The 17,073-nt window shown below is 67.6% G+C and carries 12 protein-coding genes; 8 read left to right on the top strand and 4 right to left on the bottom strand.

Features of this window, described 5'->3' with window-relative positions; genetic code table 11:
• From ACQ1RG_RS14285 to ACQ1RG_RS14260, 6 genes are all read left to right on the top strand, one after another.
• Entirely contained in the window at positions 1-1,308 is a 1,308-nt protein-coding gene (locus ACQ1RG_RS14285; RefSeq protein WP_373314604.1) for a deoxyguanosinetriphosphate triphosphohydrolase, read from the top strand.
• A gap of 3 nt (positions 1,309-1,311) precedes the next feature.
• Positions 1,312-3,327: a DNA primase gene (gene dnaG / locus ACQ1RG_RS14280; protein ID WP_391532191.1), complete on the top strand. Its 2,016-nt coding sequence runs from the start codon at positions 1,312-1,314 to the stop codon at positions 3,325-3,327.
• Positions 3,328-3,562: 235 nt separating this feature from the next.
• Positions 3,563-4,201, top strand: a complete 639-nt coding sequence (locus ACQ1RG_RS14275) for a TetR/AcrR family transcriptional regulator (RefSeq protein WP_095375490.1) — start codon at positions 3,563-3,565, stop codon at positions 4,199-4,201.
• A 41-nt stretch (positions 4,202-4,242) separates the two neighbouring features.
• Positions 4,243-5,961 carry an MDR family MFS transporter gene (locus ACQ1RG_RS14270; RefSeq protein WP_232252587.1) on the top strand — a complete coding sequence of 573 codons (1,719 nt, stop codon included), beginning with the start codon at positions 4,243-4,245 and terminating at the stop codon, positions 5,959-5,961.
• Positions 5,903-6,871, top strand: a complete 969-nt coding sequence (locus ACQ1RG_RS14265) for a D-2-hydroxyacid dehydrogenase (RefSeq protein ID WP_430600175.1) — start codon at positions 5,903-5,905, stop codon at positions 6,869-6,871. The genes ACQ1RG_RS14270 and ACQ1RG_RS14265 overlap by 59 nt, the downstream gene beginning before the upstream one ends.
• Positions 6,868-7,464, top strand: coding sequence for a hypothetical protein (locus ACQ1RG_RS14260; protein ID WP_430600174.1), 597 nt, complete (start codon positions 6,868-6,870; stop codon positions 7,462-7,464). The genes ACQ1RG_RS14265 and ACQ1RG_RS14260 overlap by 4 nt, the downstream gene beginning before the upstream one ends.
• 123 nt (positions 7,465-7,587) lie before the next feature.
• Here the strand turns inward: ACQ1RG_RS14260 and ACQ1RG_RS14255 are convergent, their stop codons facing one another.
• Both ACQ1RG_RS14255 and ACQ1RG_RS14250 read right to left on the bottom strand, forming a co-directional pair.
• Positions 7,588-9,072 carry a glyceraldehyde-3-phosphate dehydrogenase gene (locus ACQ1RG_RS14255; protein ID WP_063250142.1) on the bottom strand — a complete coding sequence of 495 codons (1,485 nt, stop codon included), beginning with the start codon at positions 9,070-9,072 and terminating at the stop codon, positions 7,588-7,590.
• A 43-nt stretch (positions 9,073-9,115) separates the two neighbouring features.
• Positions 9,116-10,165 carry a YhjD/YihY/BrkB family envelope integrity protein gene (locus ACQ1RG_RS14250; protein ID WP_063250183.1) on the bottom strand — a complete coding sequence of 350 codons (1,050 nt, stop codon included), beginning with the start codon at positions 10,163-10,165 and terminating at the stop codon, positions 9,116-9,118.
• A 112-nt stretch (positions 10,166-10,277) separates the two neighbouring features.
• Here ACQ1RG_RS14250 and ACQ1RG_RS14245 point away from each other — a divergent pair, with 112 nt between their 5' ends.
• On the top strand, positions 10,278-10,982 hold the full coding sequence (locus ACQ1RG_RS14245; protein ID WP_063250141.1) for a DedA family protein: 705 nt from the start codon (positions 10,278-10,280) through the stop codon (positions 10,980-10,982).
• A 58-nt stretch (positions 10,983-11,040) separates the two neighbouring features.
• Here ACQ1RG_RS14245 and ACQ1RG_RS14240 read toward each other — a convergent pair whose 3' ends face one another.
• Together ACQ1RG_RS14240 and ACQ1RG_RS14235 are read right to left on the bottom strand one after the other, a co-directional pair.
• Complete coding sequence (locus ACQ1RG_RS14240; RefSeq protein ID WP_063250140.1) at positions 11,041-12,072, bottom strand: glutathione S-transferase family protein; 1,032 nt, start codon at positions 12,070-12,072, stop codon at positions 11,041-11,043.
• A 99-nt stretch (positions 12,073-12,171) separates the two neighbouring features.
• The gene (locus ACQ1RG_RS14235; protein ID WP_430600173.1) at positions 12,172-13,980 is read right to left on the bottom strand and encodes an AMP-dependent synthetase/ligase; all 1,809 of its coding nucleotides are present in this window, start codon (positions 13,978-13,980) and stop codon (positions 12,172-12,174) included.
• Positions 13,981-14,153: 173 nt separating this feature from the next.
• Here ACQ1RG_RS14235 and leuS point away from each other — a divergent pair, with 173 nt between their 5' ends.
• A complete protein-coding gene (leuS, locus tag ACQ1RG_RS14230; protein WP_063250139.1) occupies positions 14,154-17,066 on the top strand; it encodes a leucine--tRNA ligase in 2,913 nt (970 codons plus the stop codon).
• The last annotated feature ends 7 nt before the right edge of the window (positions 17,067-17,073 follow it).

Raw genomic sequence — 17,073 nt, 5'->3', positions numbered from 1 at the left:
GTGCCGACCGAGACCTCCGCACGCATCGCCCAGGCCTCCGGGCACGTCGCGGACTACACCGCCCGCGACGAGGAGCGCTGGGTCATCGAACCGGCGAAGAACCCGCGTCGTTCGGCCTTCCAGCGCGACCGCGCCCGTGTGCTCCACTCCTCGGGGCTGCGCCGCCTCGGCGCGAAGACGCAGGTCGTCTCGCCCGGTACCGACGACTTCGTCCGCACCCGGCTCACCCACTCCCTCGAAGTCGCGCAGGTCGGCCGCGAACTCGCCCGCTACCTCGGCTGCGATCCCGACATCGTCGACACCGCATGCCTGAGCCACGACCTCGGGCACCCGCCCTTCGGCCACCACGGGGAGACGATCCTCGACCGGCTGTGCGCCGACATCGGCGGCTTCGAGGGCAACGCGCAGACCCTGCGCCTCGTCACCCGCATCGAACCCAAGGTGCTTGCCCCCGATGGCCGACCCGCCGGGCTCAACCTCACCCGGGCCAGCCTTGACGCCCTGACGAAGTACCCGTGGCCGCGGGCCGAGGCCTCGGCCGGTCGACGCGATTCGGGAGTGCGGAAGTTCGGCGTCTACGACGACGACATCGCCGTCTTCGACTTCTACCGGGCCGGTGTCGTCAACGGTCGCCGCTGCCTCGAGGCCCAGGTGATGGATCTCGCCGACGACATCTCCTACTCGGTCCACGACGTCGAGGACGCCGTCGTCGCCGGGCACCTGCGCCTGAGCGAGTTCACCGATGAGGCCCGACGCGCGGAGCTCTTCGCGATCACCCGGCAGTGGTACCTGCCCGAGACCGACGATGCGGAGATGGACAAGGCGCTCACCCGCCTCCAGGCCGCCGCGTACTGGCCGGAGACCGAATTCGACGGCTCCCGCCGCGCCCAGGCCGCCCTCAAGCACATGACGAGCCAGCTCATCGGCCGCTTCGTCGGCGCCGCGGAGGCCGCGACCCGCGAGGAGTACGGGTGGGAGCCGCTCAACCGCTACCAGGCCTCGCTCGTTGTCCCCGAGTCCACGGCCGTGGAGATCGCCGTGCTCAAGGGGATGGCCACGCTCACGGTCATGGTCGCGGAGGACCGGCTGCGCCTCCACGACATCCAGGACACCGTCATCACCACGCTCGCCGAATGGTATGACGCGCACCCGAGAGGGCTCGATCCGATGTTCGCCGCCGACCATGCGGAGGCCGCCGACGATGCGGCCCGACTGCGCGTCATCGCCGACCAGATCGCGTCCCTGACCGACCATTCGGCGTGGACGCTCTACCACCGGATCCAAGCCGGGGCGGGGGATCGTCTCTAGACCATGGCCGGACTCATCAAGCGCGAGGACATCGACGAGCTGCGCTCGCGCACGCGCCTCGACGAGGTCGTCGGCGAGTTCGTCACGCTCAAGACCGCGGGCATCGGCTCGCTCAAAGGCCTGTGCCCCTTCCACGACGAGAAGACTCCCTCGTTCACCGTCCGCCCTCAGGTCGGGATGTACCACTGCTTCGGCTGCGGGGAATCCGGGGACGTCTTCACCTTCCTCCAGAAGGTCGAGCAGCTCAGCTTCGTCGAGGCCGTCGAGATGCTCGCCGGGCGGATCGGGATGCACCTGCGCTACGAGGACGGCAAGGGCCCCGACCGGGAGCAGGCGAGCAGACGCCAGCGTCTGCTCGAGATGCACGAGGTCGCCGAGCGCTTCTTCGCCACCGCTCTGGGTGAGGACGCCGGGCAGATCGCCCGCGACTTCCTCGCCGAGAAGGGCTTCCCTCCCGGGGAGAACGCCCACTTCGGCATCGGCTTCGCCCCGAAGTCCTGGGATGCGCTCACCTCCCACCTGCGCCGGGCCGGCTTCAGCGATGAGGAGATCCTCGCGGCCGGGCTCGCGAGCGAAGGCAGCCGGGGCATCTACGACCGGTTCCGCGGGCGGGTGATGTGGCCGATCAAGGACATGACGGGTCGGACGATCGGCTTCGGGGCGAGGCGGCTCTTCGACGACGATCAGGGGCCGAAGTACCTCAACACCCCGGAGACCGCGCTCTACCACAAGAACCAGGTCCTCTACGGCCTCGACCTCGCCAAGCGCGACATCGCGAAGACCAAGCGCGTCGTCATCGTCGAGGGCTACACCGATGTCATGGCCGCCCATCTCGCCGGCGTCACCCAGGCCGTCGCGACGTGCGGCACGGCCTTCGGCGCCGAACATGTCAAGATCGTCCGCCGCCTCATCGGCGACGACCCGAGCGCGCAGGTCGTCTTCACCTTCGATGGCGACGAGGCTGGACAGAAGGCGGCGCTCAAGGCCTTCGAGTTCGAATCCGAGTTCACCGCGCAGACCTTCGTCGCCGTCGAACCCTCGGGCCTCGACCCCAACGACCTGCGCCTGGAGAAGGGCGATGCCGCGATCCGGGAGCTCATCGAGGGCCGCAGACCCCTCTTCGAGTTCGTCATCACCACCGCGATCGCCCAGTACGACCTCGACACCGTCGAGGGCCGCATCGCCGCCGTCCGGGCCAGCGCCGAGGTGCTCGCCGGGATCCGCGACCGGAACAGCCTCAGCCACTACCACCGTTTCGTCGCCGGTCGCATCGGCGTCGACATCGCCGAGGTGGAGGCTGCCGTCAAGACCGCCCGCCGGCACCCGCGCGCCTCCGCATCGGACCGGGGTCGGCAGTCGGGATCCGAGAACGCTCGGACCGCCGGCCGTCCGGGTCCGAGCAGCGCTTCCGGTGCGAAGGGGGGCCGCGGTGCCCCCGGCGGTCCGGGGGATTCCGCGGGCGGCGGTGGTCGGCCGGGGGCGCCAGGTGAGGACGGCATCGAATACGTCTACGACGAGCGCCCCGACGTCTCAAACCTCTCCGCTCCGATCACTCCGACGCGCCTGAAGACGGAGAAGGGCGCGCTCATGGTCGCCCTCCAGCATCCGGAGTTCGTCAACGCGAAGCTCTTCGACTCGCTCTCTGCCCACGCATTCGAGCATCCCGGGTACCGCCGGGTCCAAGCCGTGCTCAGCGCGGCGGGAGGACTGCGCGCGGGAGCCGCCGACCCCGGGCGGTGGGTGGAGACCGTCATGGACGCCAGCGATGAGGACCTCAAGCCCGGCATCGCCCAGCTCCTCGTCACCCCGCTGCCCGTGTCCGAGGGAATGGGCGCCGAGAAGTTCGCCCAGGGCATCGTCGCGAAGCTCTTCGACTATGACCTCGAGAGGATCGCGAAGGAACTCCACTCGCGCCTCCAGCGACAGTCCGCCACGGACGCCGAGGCGCAGACCGCGCTGCTGCGCCAGCTCCAGGTGCTTGAGCAGCACCGGGTGCGCCTGCGCGAACTCATGGCCTGACTCGGACTCTGTCACCAGGCTCCGACATCCCGCGGAGGACTCCGCAGCGCCGTCACCCGCGATCGCCCGACCCCGCGATCGCTCACTCGAGCAGCGACCCAGCGCGCGTTCGCGGCCGCCCGCGAACTCCCGAATCCTCGAATCCTGAACGTCCCGTCGGCGTTCGGGCGTGAAATACTGCACAGTTGCAATTTTGCAGTTGATGAAAAGTTGCAGATGGTGCAAAATTGAGGGCATGACTGACCACGAATCGCTGCGGACGAAGAAGGCGCGAGCGACCCGCACCGCGCTCCACGAAGCGGCGATCACCCGTGTCCTCGACGAGGGACTCGACTCGGTGACGGTGGCGATGATCGCCGCCGACGCGGGGGTGTCTCCGCGGACCTTCTTCAACTACTTCCAGACAAAGGAGGACGCGATCGTCGGCCTCGACGTCTCGACCATCGACACCCAGCTGGTGCGCGACTATGTCGAATCCGACACCGGCATCGAGTCCCTGGCCGAGGACACGGCGAACTTCGTGCGCGAAGCGCTCCTCGTCGGCACGGACCCGCGGCTCTCGGTGCGCAGGCGGCAGCTCTTCGCCGCCTATCCGGAGCTCGTGACCAAGCGGTTCGAACAGGTCGAGGCGCTCGAGGAACTCGTCTCCGAGCACGTGCTCGCACGGCTCAAGCACCTCGGCCAGGAGTTCTCGTCCGAGGACTCCGCCTGGCGCAGCGCGCGGATGCTCACCCAACTGTGCATGGTCCCGCTCCAGCACGCTGCGCGGGTGGTCAAGCGCACGCCCGACCTCGCCGCCGACCCCGACGGCACGAAGAACGTCTACGACGACTCCTTGGGGCTCTTCCTCAAGGTGCTCGAGCGACTGAGATGAAAGCTGAGATGAGAAGCAACAACGACCTGAGGACCGGGGACATGACGACCTCACCGGGCAACCACAGCAACGACACGCAGCCGATGACCACCTCGGCGATCATCCTCCTCTTCGTGGGACTGATGATCGCGATGTTCATGTTCTCCCTCAACCAGACCGTGCTCGCCACGGCGCTGCCGACGATCGTCGGCGAACTCGACGGAGTCGACCAGATGCTCTGGGTGTCGACGGCCTTCATGCTCGCCTCGACGATCATGATGCCCATCTACGGCAAGGTCGGCGACCTCTTCGGCCGCAAGCCGCTGTTCATGTTCGCGATCTGCTGCTTCCTCGCCGGATCGGTCTTCGCCCTCGTCGCGAACGAGATGTCGACGCTCATCCTCGGCCGTGTCCTCCAGGGCATCGGCGGCGGCGGAATGATGATCCTCTCGCAGTCGATCATCGCCTCTGTGGTGCCGGCCCGCGAGCGCGGGAAGTACATGGGCATCATGGGCTCCGCATTCGCCGTCTCCTCGGTCGCCGGCCCCCTCATCGGCGGGTGGCTCACCGAAGGGCCCGGCTGGCGCTGGGCGTTCGCGATCAACTTCCCGCTCGGAGCCGTCGCGCTCATCGCCGCAGCGGTCTTCCTCAAGATCCCCAAACACACGCACGGCCCCCGCCCGAAGATCGACGTCGGTGGCATGGCCCTCATCTCGATCGTCACCTCCTGCATCGTCCTCGTCTCCGCGTGGGGCGGCCACGACTACGAGTGGGGCTCCTGGCAGATCAACGGACTCATCGTCGTCGGTGCCCTCGCGACCGTCGCCTTCGTCATCGTCGAATCCAAGGTGAGCGAGCCGGTCATCCCGCTGAGACTCTTCGTCAACCGCGACTTCCTGCTCTCGACGATCGCCGGCCTCTTCATCGGTGTGAGCATGTTCGGCGTTCTCTCCTACATGCCGACCTACCTGCAGATGGTCCACGGCATCGACGCGACCGTGGCCGGACTGATGATGGTCCCGATGATGGGCACGATGCTCCTCTCCTCGACCCTCATCGGCTTCGTCGTCGCACGGACCGGAAGGTACAAGCGCTACCCGCTCATCGGCATCCTCCTCATCGGTGCCTCCCTCGTCCTCCTCTCGACGCTCAAGGCCGACAGCCCCGCGTGGGAGCCGATGGTCGGCCTCGCGCTCCTCGGCCTCGGCCTCGGCCTGAGCATGCAGATCCTCGTGCTCGTCGTCCAGAATGCCTTCCCCGTCGAGATGGTCGGCACCGCGACGGCTGCGAACAACTACTTCCGCCAGGTCGGAGCGACCCTGGGCATGGCGTTCATCGGCTCGGTTTTCACCCAGCGTCTGCTTGAGAACATCAAGGCCGGGATGACCGACCTCGCCGCCGCCTCACCGGACGCGCAGCCGCCTCAGGTCTCCTCGACGGGTCTGACCCCGCAGATCGTCTCCCAGATGCCCGAACCCCTGCACACCCTCATCATCACCTCGTACAACGACGCACTCGTGCCCCTCTTCCTCTGGGTGGCTCCGCTTGCCTTCGCCGGCTTCGTCATTCTCCTCTTCCTGCCGAACACGCCGTTGGCGAAGACGCTGAAGAAGGACACGACGAGCCGTGAGCACGTCCTCGTCCCTGAGGGCGCCGAGGTTGCCGCAGCGACCCCGGCATCGGATAGTCTGAGTCTGCCGACGATCACGAAAGCTTCCGCGGATGACGACACTGACGATTCTCACGACACCCCAGGACGGGGTTCCCGACCGCCTGCGTGACCTCGGGGACCTCGAGGACGTCGAGGTCCGCGTCGCCGCCAGTGCCGATGAGCTCGGCGACGCTCTGCCGGGCACCGATGTGCTCCTGCTCTGGGACTTCTTCTCCACGGCGCTGGCCGGACAGTTCCACCGTGCCGACGACCTCGCCTGGGTCCACGTGGCCGCCGCCGGAGTCGACTCGCTGCTCTTCGACGAACTGATCGACTCCGACGTCGTCGTCACGAACGCCCGCGGCGTCTTCGACCGGCCGATCGCCGAGTTCGTCCTCGGCTTCCTGCTCCTCCACGCGAAGTCGCTGGCGGCCGTCCTCGCCGACCAGCGTCGTCAGGCGTGGAACCGCCAGTCGACCTCCGACCTCTCAGGCACGCGGGCGCTCGTGGTCGGGACCGGGGCGATCGGACGCGAGATCGCGCACGTGCTCCGCGCGCTCGACGTCGAGGTCGTCGGAGCCGGCAGTCACGCGCGAGGCGGTGACCCCGACTTCGGCACGATCATCGATTCGGGCGAGCTCGCCGCCCACGTGTCCGGCTTCGACTGGATCATCGACATCGCCCCGCTCACCGAACGCACCGAGCGCCTCTTCGACGCCTCCGTGTTCGCAGCGATGGATCCCCACGCATTCTTCGTCAACGTCGGCCGCGGCGCGACCGTCGACACCGCCGCCCTCGTCGACGCCCTCGCTGCGGGATCGATCGCCGGTGCCGCCCTCGATGTCGTCGACGTCGAACCGCTGCCGGCCGACCACCCGCTGTGGGAGTGCGAGAACGTCGTCATCAGCCCGCACATGTCCGGAGACACCCACGGGTGGCGCCAGCGGTTGGAGGATCAGTTCCTCGAGCTCTTCGCCCTCCACCGGCAGGGCACTCCGTTTCCCCACACCGTCGACAAGAAGGCAGGGTTCGTCCGATGAGCACGATCGACGGCGACGCCGAACGCAGCTATCTCGCCCGGGTTCTCGCCGAGCTCACGGCGATCAGGCGTGCGCGGCTGCTGAGCATGCTCGTCCTCGCCGTCGCCATGCTCGTCGCCGGGCTCGGCGCCGAACTGCAGGCACAGGGGGAGAGGATCGATGCCGTGCTCCTCTTCTCCGCCTTCAGCCTCATCATGATCGGCATCGTCTGCGCCCTCGGTGCGATCGTCGCGTGGACCAGGCTCGGTCGGGACCCGCTCGATTCGGTGGCGGCGAGACGACCGGCGACGCCCCGTGTCCCGCGGACCCGCTCCGGCGGCATGGCGATCGCGATCGGCTTCGCCGTCCTCGGCGTGCTCCTCGGGATCCTCCTGTGGCCGCAGACGCCGATCCTCGGTGCCGCCGTCGTCCTCGCCTGCCTGCTCCTCGCCTGCCTCGGCCCGATCTGGGCGCACGAGCTCTCGACTGCCGATGACAGGTTCGCACTCATCCTCGACGGCGACGACGAACTCTCCCGGCGCTTCGCCACGTTCACCCCGATCTGGCTCCACGACGCCCTCGAGCGGGAGCGCCGAGGCGAGGGCAGGGCCTGACCACCTCGGTGGCGGTCAGGAAGATCCGGACAGCCGTCGCCGACGAAGACGACAGAGGCGCCCACGTTCACAACGTGGGCGCCTCTTCGGAGTCCCGGGCTCAGTCCGGACCGACCAAGCGGATCAGACCGGGGCGACCTCGGGCTCGGTCTCGACGACGGCCTCGGCCTGCTCCACGACGGGGAAGGCCGGGGTGTCGACATCGGCCATCTCCGCCACGCAGCGGATGACCTGGCAGCTGTAGCCGAACTCGTTGTCGTACCAGACGTAGACGACGACGCGGTCCTCGTCGACGATCGTGGCGAGACCGTCGACGACACCCGCACGCTTCGAGCCGACGAGGTCGGTCGAGACGAGCTCGGGGGAGGCGACGTAGTCGACCTGGTTGCGCAGCGGCGAGTTCATCGACGTCTCACGGAGGAACGCGTTGAGCTCGTCGACGGTCGTCGGCGTCTCGAGGTTGAGGTTGAGGATCGCCATCGACACGTTCGGGGTGGGCACGCGGATCGCGTTGCCCGAGAGCTTCCCCTTGAGCTCGGGCAGAGCCTTCGCGACAGCCTTCGCCGCACCGGTCTCCGTGAGCACCATGTTGAGGCCGGCGGCACGGCCGCGACGCGAGCCCTTGTGGAAGTTGTCGATGAGGTTCTGGTCGTTCGTGAACGAGTGGACCGTCTCGACGTGGCCGTTGCGCACACCGAAGCGGTCGTTGAGCGCCTTGAGCACCGGGGTGATCGCGTTCGTCGTGCACGACGCGGCGGAGAGGATCGTGTCCGCGTCGGTGATGTCGGAGTCGTTGACGCCGAAGACGATGTTCTTGATGTCGCCCTTGCCCGGAGCGGTGAGCAGGACCTTCGATGCGCCCTTGCTCTGCAGGTGCTTCGACAGACCCTCCTCATCGCGCCACTTGCCGGTGTTGTCGACGATGATCGCGTCGTTGATGCCGTACGCGGTGTAGTCGACCTGGGAGGGGTCATCGGAGTAGATGACCTGGATGAGGGTGCCGTTGGCGAGGATCGTGTTGTTCTCCTCATCGACGACGATGCTGCCGTCGAACTTTCCGTGCACGGAGTCGCGGCGCAGCAGCGAGGCGCGCTTGACGATGTCGTTCTCCCCGCCGCGGCGGACGACGATCGCACGCAGACGCATCCCGGTACCGCCGGCGCGGTCGATGAGGATGCGGGCGAGCAGACGCCCGATGCGTCCGAAGCCGTAGAGGACGACGTCGCGGACGCCCTCATCGTCGGAGGACTGCGCACCGATGACCTGGTCGAGCTCAGCGGCGAGGAAATCGGCGGTCGAGGCCGACTGCTCGTTGAGCTTGACGATGAGGCGACCGAGATCGATCCGGGCAGGGCCGAGGTCGAGGTCGGCGAGAGCGCGGACGACCTCGAGCGTGGTCTCGATGTCGAGCTCCTCGCCGAGGAAGTGACGGGCATAGCGGTGAGCCTTGATCATGCCGGTCACGGACTTGCCCTGCAGCGAACGCCCGAAGAGGGTGAGGAGCACGTCGTTGTTGCGGTAGAGGCGGCCGACGAGCGGGATGAGGTCTTCAGCCGCAGTCTGCTTCTTCGCCCACTCGTCGAGACGAGCTGTGGTTGCTTCAGTCAAAGGTCGAGTCCCCTTTATTCAATTGACTAGTTCCCGCTCCATTCTACCGTGTCGCCGATGCGCTCTCCGACCGCCTCTCGTCGAAGCGCTTGAAGCCGAGCAGGGTGAGCGCGACGATCCCGGCACCGGCCATGAGAGCACCGAGAGTCTGCGCCTGGAGCTTCGGTTCGATGAACCCGTGATCAGCGCTGTCGTCCTCCTTCGGCCGCGGAGCCTGCGCGGTGCCGATCCAGGCGGCGACGAAGAGGATGATGCGGGCGAAGATGTTGAGCGTGAGCATGATCGCGATGATCGACCCGAACACACCCGCGGCCTTGCCCGCGGAGAAGAGGTCGACGAGGACGGTGGCGAGGTTGAGGAGGATGACGAAGCAGACCGCTCCGATGAGCGAGCCCCGCACCTTCGCCTGCTTGTCCACCGGATGTTCGGGCAGCATCGTGAAGAGGAACATGAAGATCAGCCACGACGCCCCGAACGTGATGAGCATCGGCACGGCGACGAGAAGCCCGGACATCCAGCCGGAGAGGTTGAAGAGGTCGGTGATGAACGACCGCAGGCCGGTGCCGACGACCGTGAGGGCGACGGTGAGCAGCAGACCGACGATGAGCCCGAGGAGGGTCACGGCGTTGCCGACGAACTTCTTGACGAACGGCTGGTTGACCTCGTCGTCGAAGTCGTCGTGGAGCTGAGCGCGCACTGCCGCTCCGAGGTTGCCGATGAATCCCTGCCCGGTGTAGAGACCCGCGAGGATACCGAAGATGCCGACGGCCTGCCAGTCGTTGAGGAAGCCCTCGAGCTGGTCGGTCATCGCTGAGTTGCCGGGGGAGAAGGCCTCGATCTGCTCGGTGATGACGGGGACGAGGTCGGGCCGGAGGACGTCGAGGACGAAACCGAGACCGGCGAAGGTGAACATCGCGATGGGGACGATGGCGAGGACGAGGAAATAGGTGATCGCCGCCCCGAACTGATTGCCGAGCCGCTGGATGAAGCGCTGCACTGCGCGGATGAGATGTGCGGGCCCGGGCTGGGTGATGGCGTGGTGTCCGGCTTCGGCGACCGGACTGCGTGAGGCCAGGATCTTCGCTGGTGTCACTGAGTGCTCCTTCATGTCACTGAGTGCTCGTTCGGTGCGGTGTCTGCTCCCACACTAACCGCTGGGAGCGCTCTGTGAGCGGCAGACAAGGCCGTTGCCTAGACTGTTGCGCATGTCGCACACCGCCGCTCTCGCCGCGCCCGGACTGCTCATCGACACCGTCGCCTCCGGCGCCGCGGAGAACCTCAGCGGCTTCTCCGCCTGGACAGTGCGCATCATGGAGACCCTCGGTCCCATCGGCGTCGGGTTCCTTGTCTTCCTCGACAACATCTTCCCCCCGATCCCCAGCGAGCTCGTCCTGCCCTTGGCCGGCTTCACCGCCAGTCGCGGTCAGCTCAGCCTGGTCCTGGCGATCGTCTTCGCGACGATCGGCTCGGTCGTCGGGGCCGTCCTGCTCTACGCGATCGGCCGGTGGATCGGTCTCGACCGCATCGTGCGGGTCGCGGTGAAGATGCCGCTCGTCGACGTCGCCGACGTGCACAAGACGGTCTCATGGTTCGACCGTCACGGCGACAAGGCCGTCTTCTTCGGACGGATGATCCCCATCTTCCGTTCGCTCATCTCGATTCCAGCGGGCATGCGTGCGATGCCCATGGTCAAGTTCATTCTCCTCACCGCCGCCGGCAGCACGATCTGGAACACCGTCCTCATCGTCGCGGGCTTCCTCCTCGGCGAGAACTGGTCGATCGTCGAGACCTACGCCGGGTACTTCCAGACACTCGTCATCGCCGTCGTCGTCATCGCCGTCGTCGTCTGGATCGTCCTCAAGGTCCGCAGCCGCCGTCGCCGCAGCCGAGCGGAGACGACGGAGGCCTGAACCCCGCGGGTCCAGGCCTCCATCGGCGATCGCCTCGGCGAGTCACGCCATCAGGGTCTCAGCTCACCCAGGCGGCGGCGGTGTGCTCGACGGGAACCTCCTCGCCGGCGGCCACGGGTCCCGGCGGCGTGCCGTCGCCGAACGGACGGCCACCGAGCTCCTCACGACCATGCGGGGTGAGCCAGCCGGAGAGATCCGGTCCGTCGGGAACGACGCCGGTGGGATTGATGTCCTTGTGGACGATGTAGTAGTGCTGTTTGATCTGCGTGAAGTCGATCGTGTCGCCGAACCCGGGCGTCTGATAGAGGTCGCGGGCGTACCCCCACAGATTGGGGAAGTCGCGCAGCGCCGTGCGGTTGGTCTTGAAGTGCCCGTAGTAGACCGGGTCGAAGCGTGCGAGCGTCGTGAAGAGCCGGACGTCCGCCTCGGTGATCGATTCGCCCATGAGGAACCGGCGGGTCGCCAGCCGCTCCTCGATCGTGTCGAGCGCGGTGAAGAGGCGATCGAAGGCCTTGTCGTAGGCTTCCTGGGACCCGGCGAATCCGCAGCGGTAGACGCCGTTGTTGATCTCCGTGTAGATGAGCTTCATGAGCGACTCCATCTCGTCCCGAGACTCCTCGGGCCAGAGATCGGGCGCACCCTCCCGGTGGTAGGAGCGCCACTGCGTCGCGAAGTCCGCGGTGATCTGAGGGAAGTCGTTCGTCACCACGGCGCCGGTGGGGATGTCAACGATCGCCGGCACGGTGATCCCCCGCGGATAGTCGGGGAACCGGGTGAAGAACGCCTGCTGGAGGCGCTCGATGCCGAGCACCGGATCGACGCCGCCGGGATCGAGGTCGAAGGTCCACGACCGTTGGTCGTGGGTGGGCCCGGGCATGCCGAGCGAGATGACGTCCTCGAGGCCGAGGAGGCGGCGGACGATGACGGTGCGGTTCGCCCACGGACACGCACGGGCGGCGATGAGCCGATAGCGACCGGGTTCGACGGGCCAGCGGGCGTCGGGATCATCGAGGATGCGGTCCTCGATGTAGTTCGTGTCCCGGTTGTACTCCTCGCCGACGTTGACGTAGGCGGCGGTGTCGTTCGACATGGGATCTCCTCTCTGGCGATGGTGGACCCCCTGTTGGCCGCGGTCGCCTGACGGCGTCCCGACGGCCGCGGCCGACACGGTGGTTGAAATCTATACTACTCACTCCGCATAGAGGGCCTCGATCTCGTCGGCGAAGTCCTTGCCGAGCATGTGGCGTTTGACCGACTGCTTGGCCGAGAGGTAGCCGTTGGCCTCGCTGAGCTCGACGGGGACGATGCGGAACTTCTTGATCCCCTCGGCGCGGGAGACCGTGCGGTTGACACGCTCGACGGCCGCCTCGATCGTCTGCCGCACGGTGTCGTCCTCCGCGGCCTCCTCGAGTGTCATCTCGGGAAGGCCGTGGTTCTTCAGCCACGTCGGCAGCATCTCGGGGTCGAGGAAGATGAGCGCGGTGATGAACTTCCGGTTGTCGCCGACGAGCACGGGCTGGCCGATGATCGGGTGGCGGCGCAGGGCGTCCTCGAGCGGAGCCGGCGCGATGTTCTTCCCGCTCGAGGTGACGATGAGCTCCTTCTTGCGTCCGACGATGCTCAGGTAGCCGTCCTCGTCGAGGGAGCCGAGGTCACCGGTGGCGAACCAGCCGTCGTGGAACTCCTTGGCCGTGGCCTCGGGGTTCTTCCAGTACTCGCGGAAGACCGGGACGCCCTTGGCGAGCACCTCGCCGTCGGGGGCGATGGCGACGGTGGCGCCGGGCAGGGGCACGCCGACCGTGCCGATCTTCGACTTCTTGACGATGTTGACCGTGATCGGCGCCGTCGTCTCGGTCAGGCCGTAGCCCTCGAGGACGATGAGGCCGATGCCGCGGTAGAAGTGGCCGAGGCGGGTGCCGAGCGGTCCGCCGCCCGAGACCGCCCATTTGACGTTGTTGCCCATGATCTCGCGCAGCTTGCTGTAGACGAGCTTGTCGAAGAGGGCGTGCTGGAGCTTAAGCGACGCCGGGACCCTGCCGGCGTCCTGGGCCTTCGAATAGGCGACGGCGACCTTCTCCGCACGCCGGAAGATCTTCTCCTTCCCCCCGGCCTGCGCCTTCGCCAGCGCCGAGTTGAAGACCTTCTCGAAGACCCGGGGGACGCCGAGGATGAACGTCGGCTTGAAGCTGCCGAGGGCGTCGGTGAGCTTCGTGAGATCGGACTGATGGGCGAGCAGGGCGCCCGTGGACACGCAGAGGACCTCGATGAACCGGGCGAAGACATGGGCCTGGGGGAGGAAGAGGAGGCAGCGGCCGTCCTCTCCGGTCACCTCGGGGATCTGCTGCTCGGCGGCCTGCGCGGTCTGGACGAAGTTCGCATGGGTGAGCACACAGCCCTTCGGGCGTCCGGTGGTGCCCGAAGTGAAGATGATCGTCGCGATCGACTCGCTGCCGACCTGCGCGCGCCGGGCCTCGAGATCGGCGTCGCTCACGCTCTCGCCGGCGGCGGCGAGGTCGAGGAACGCGCCTTCGTCCCAGATCCACAGGCGCGGGGCGGGCAGACCGGCGATCGCCGCGGCATCGCGGACCCGCTCAGCGTGTTCCCGGGTCGCGACGAGGCCGCTGGTGACCTCGGCGTTCTCGAGCATCCAGGCGAGCTGGTCCTGAGAGGACGTGTCGTAGAAGGGCACGGAGATCGCCCCGGCGAACCACACGGCGTAGTCACTGAGAGTCCAGTCGAAGGAGGTGGGGCCGAAGATCGCGACTTTGTCCTCGAACCCGACGCCCGAGGCGATGAGCTCCTTGGCGGCCGCACTCACCTGAGCGACGAAGTCGGCGGTCGTCACCTCGACCCACTCTCCGTCGGAGAACTTCGCGAGGGCGCCGTGGTCGGGGTGGGACTCCAGGCGGGAGAGGAGGACATCGGTCGTCGAGGACGTCGTGTCCACGTCGAACCCGACGACCGGAGTGGATGACTGGGGCATTGTCGATGGGCTCATGTGTACTCCTTCGGGACATGGGTGACTGCCCAGTAAGCTTAGTGTGCGATCGTTCAGTAGTGAAATCGCTCACCTTTTCCGTCCTGCGAGGTCTCATCTGCAGTCTAGCCACATGAGAGGGCCGAACGCTCAGGCTACGATGGATCAAACGTGAAGTCTGGTGAAGGTTGGTAATGACGACGAACCCTGAGGAGACCGGCTTCCGCTACGACGCGGAGCTGGCGGAGAAGATCGAGTCGACTTGGCAGCGCACATGGGAGCAGGCGGGCACGTTCCACACGCCCAACCCGACCGGTGACCTCAGCCAGGACCTCGACGCCTCCTCAGCGTCCGCGTACGGACCGCCGTCCGACCTCGGCGAGCGGGAATCCCTCTACATCATGGACATGTTCCCCTACCCCTCGGGCGCGGGACTCCACGTCGGACATCCCCTGGGCTACCTCGGCACCGACGTCTACGGTCGCTACCAGCGCATGCGCGGGCGCAATGTCATGCACGCGCTGTCCTACGACGCCTTCGGCCTGCCCGCCGACCTCTACGCGGTGCAGACCGGGCAGCATCCGCGGATCACGACGGACGCGAACATGGCGAACATGAAGGCACAGCTGCGTCGCCTCGGCCTCGCCCACGACGAGCGCCGCAGCTTCGCGACGACCGACGACGACTTCGTCAAGTGGACGCAGTGGATCTTCCTCCAGATCTTCAACTCGTGGTACGACCCCGAGGCGCAGACCCCCGGCGAGGACGGCACGGGTGCAGCCCGGCCGATCTCCACGCTCATCGAGCAGTTCGCCACCGGTCAGCGCCCCACCCCTGACGGCCGTCCGTGGCAGGAGCTCAGCCACGCCGAGCAGGAGACCGTCCTCCAGGACTTCCGGCTCGCCTATGTCTCGGAGTCCCCGGTCAACTGGGCCCCGGGCCTGGGCACCGTGCTCGCGAACGAGGAGGTCACCGCCGACGGGCTGTCCGAACGCGGGAACTTCCCTGTCTACACGCGCACGCTGCGGCAGTGGAACATGCGCATCACCGCCTATGCCGACCGTCTCATCGACGACCTCGACGCCCTCGACTGGCCGAGCGCGGTCCACCGGATGCAGGTCAACTGGATCGGCCGCTCGAAGGGCGCCCTGCTGCGCCTGCCGCTGACCGGCTCCGAGTCCTCCGTCGAGGTCTACACCACCCGACCGGACACGCTCTTCGGCGCCACCTACCTCGTGCTCAGCCCCGAGCATCCGCAGGTCGCCGAGCTGACCGCAGCAGAGTGGGATCCGCAGACCCCCGAGCAGTGGCGTGGGGGAGCGGCCAGCCCCGCCGAGGCGATCGCCGCCTACCAGCGGGCAGCGGCGGCCAAGACCGACGCCGACCGGCAGCAGAGCCGGGAGAAGACCGGCATCTTCACCGGGTCGTACGCCGAGAACCCGGCCACCGGGCAGCAGATTCCGATCTTCGTCGCCGACTACGTCCTCATGGGCTACGGCACCGGCGCGATCATGGCTGTGCCCGCCGAGGACGCCCGCGACTGGGAGTTCGCGAAGGAGTTCGGTCTGCCCTACGTCCGGACGGTCCAGCCGCCTGCCGACCACGACGAGGACACCCCGTACACGGGCCCCGGAGTGATGATCAACTCCGCCAACGCCGAGGTCGACGTCAACGGGCTCGCCGTCGACGAGGCGAAGGCGAGGGTCACCGCGTGGCTGGCGGAGAAGGGCCTGGCCGAGGGGTCGACCCAGTACCGCCTGCGGGACTGGCTGTTCTCCCGGCAGCGCTACTGGGGTGAGCCGTTCCCCATCGTCTACGACGAGACGGGGACCCCGATCGCCCTGCCCGACGAGATGCTGCCCGTCGAGCTGCCCGAGGTCGACAACTTCGCCCCGCGCACCTTCGCCCCCGACGACGCCGACTCCCAGCCGGAGCCGGCGCTCGGCCGCAACCGCGACTGGGTCGAGGTCGAACTCGACCTCGGCGACGGACCGCGGACGTACTTCCGGGAGACGAACACGATGCCCAACTGGGCCGGCTCCTCGTGGTACCAGCTGCGCTACGCTGACCCGCACAACTCCTCGGCCGTCGTCGACCCCGTCAACGAGGAGTACTGGCTGGGGCCGCGGGACGCGAAGCCGCGCGGCGGCGCCGACCTCTACGTCGGCGGTCAGGAGCATGCCGTGCTCCACCTCCTCTACGCCCGCTTCTGGCACAAGGTCCTCCACGACCTCGGCTACCTCACGTCCTCGGAGCCCTTCCACCGGCTCGTCAACCAGGGCTACATCCAGGCGTATGCCTACACGGACTCCCGCGGCGTCTACGTCCCCGCCGCCGAGGTGGAGGAGCGGGCCGGCGACGACGGCGAGCTGACATTCTGGTACCAGGGGGAGCAGGTCAACCGCGAGTACGGGAAGATCGGCAAGTCGCTGAAGAACTCCGTCATGCCCGACGAGATGTACGACGCCTACGGCGCCGACACGTTCCGCGTCTACGAGATGTCGATGGGTCCCATCGAGCAGGACCGTCCGTGGGAGACCCGCGCCGTCGTCGGCGCCCAGCGCTTCCTCCAGCGGGTGTGGCGCCTCTTCGTCGACGAGACGACCGGAGAGTCCGTGATCGCCGAGGGCACCGCCGACCCGGAGACCCTCAAGGTCGCCCACCAGGTCATCGCCGGAGTCCGCGACGACATGGACCATCTGCGGTTCAACACGGCGATCTCGAAGCTCATCGTGCTCACGAACCACCTGACGAAGCAGGGTGCCGCCACGGCCGACGTCCTCGAGCCGTTGGCGATCATGCTCTCTCCCTTCGCCCCGCACCTGGCCGAAGAGCTGTGGTCGCGGCTCGGCCACGAGTCCTCGATCACCTACGTCGACTTCCCGGAGGCGGACCCCGCCTACCTCGTCGCCGACACCGTCACCGCGGTCGTCCAGGTCAAGGGGAAGGTCCGGGCCCGTCTCGACGTCGCCCCCGACATCTCCGAGGCCGACCTCGAGGCGCTCGCTCTCGAGTCGTCGAACGTCCAGCGGGCGCTCGGCGGAGCCGGCGTGCGCAAGGTCATCGTCAAGGCGCCGAAGCTCGTCAACATCGTCCCCGAGGCCTGAGTCCAGG

It is taken from the genome of Brevibacterium sp. K72 (genome assembly GCF_050562175.1).
Taxonomy (GTDB): domain Bacteria; phylum Actinomycetota; class Actinomycetes; order Actinomycetales; family Brevibacteriaceae; genus Brevibacterium; species Brevibacterium casei.
This window is presented reverse-complemented; position numbering and strand designations above follow the sequence as displayed.

Excerpts from the sequence above, each read along its gene's own strand:
- ACQ1RG_RS14235 (WP_430600173.1), bottom strand. The coding sequence starts at position 13,980 with ATGAGCCCATCGACAATGCCCCAGTCATCCACTCCGGTCGTCGGGTTC.
- ACQ1RG_RS14275 (WP_095375490.1), top strand. The coding sequence starts at position 3,563 with ATGACTGACCACGAATCGCTGCGGACGAAGAAGGCGCGAGCGACCCGC.
- dnaG (WP_391532191.1), top strand. The coding sequence starts at position 1,312 with ATGGCCGGACTCATCAAGCGCGAGGACATCGACGAGCTGCGCTCGCGC.
- ACQ1RG_RS14240 (WP_063250140.1), bottom strand. The coding sequence starts at position 12,072 with ATGTCGAACGACACCGCCGCCTACGTCAACGTCGGCGAGGAGTACAAC.
- ACQ1RG_RS14245 (WP_063250141.1), top strand. The coding sequence starts at position 10,278 with ATGTCGCACACCGCCGCTCTCGCCGCGCCCGGACTGCTCATCGACACC.
- ACQ1RG_RS14265 (WP_430600175.1), top strand. The coding sequence starts at position 5,903 with ATGACGACACTGACGATTCTCACGACACCCCAGGACGGGGTTCCCGAC.
- leuS (WP_063250139.1), top strand. The coding sequence starts at position 14,154 with ATGACGACGAACCCTGAGGAGACCGGCTTCCGCTACGACGCGGAGCTG.
- ACQ1RG_RS14260 (WP_430600174.1), top strand. The coding sequence starts at position 6,868 with ATGAGCACGATCGACGGCGACGCCGAACGCAGCTATCTCGCCCGGGTT.
- ACQ1RG_RS14270 (WP_232252587.1), top strand. The coding sequence starts at position 4,243 with ATGACGACCTCACCGGGCAACCACAGCAACGACACGCAGCCGATGACC.